The sequence below is a fragment of the Mesorhizobium silamurunense genome, from assembly GCF_014843825.1.
GTDB classification, from domain to species: domain Bacteria; phylum Pseudomonadota; class Alphaproteobacteria; order Rhizobiales; family Rhizobiaceae; genus Mesorhizobium; species Mesorhizobium silamurunense.
Genome location: NZ_JHQR01000436.1, coordinates 1 through 243, shown reverse-complemented (window position 1 = coordinate 243; position 243 = coordinate 1). Strand labels below are relative to the sequence as shown.

General features: G+C 32.9%; 1 protein-coding gene. It reads left to right on the top strand.

The features are described 5' to 3' along the window. Positions 1-243: aminoglycoside adenylyltransferase domain-containing protein (locus DH10_RS35865; RefSeq protein WP_192385953.1), on the top strand; the 243-nt coding region annotated here is incomplete at both ends.

Below are 243 nucleotides of genomic sequence, written 5' to 3'. Positions count from 1 at the left end.
GAATGGTTGCAAGAGCTTTATGAACAAGGATACATTCCTCAGAAGGAATTAAACTCAGATTTAACCATAATGCTTTACCAAGCAAAACGAAAAAATAAAAGAATATACGGAAATTATGACTTAGAGGAATTACTACCTGATATTCCATTTTCCGATGTGAGAAGAGCCATTATGGATTCGTCAGAGGAATTAATAGATAATTATCAGGATGATGAAACCAACTCTATATTAACTTTATGCCGT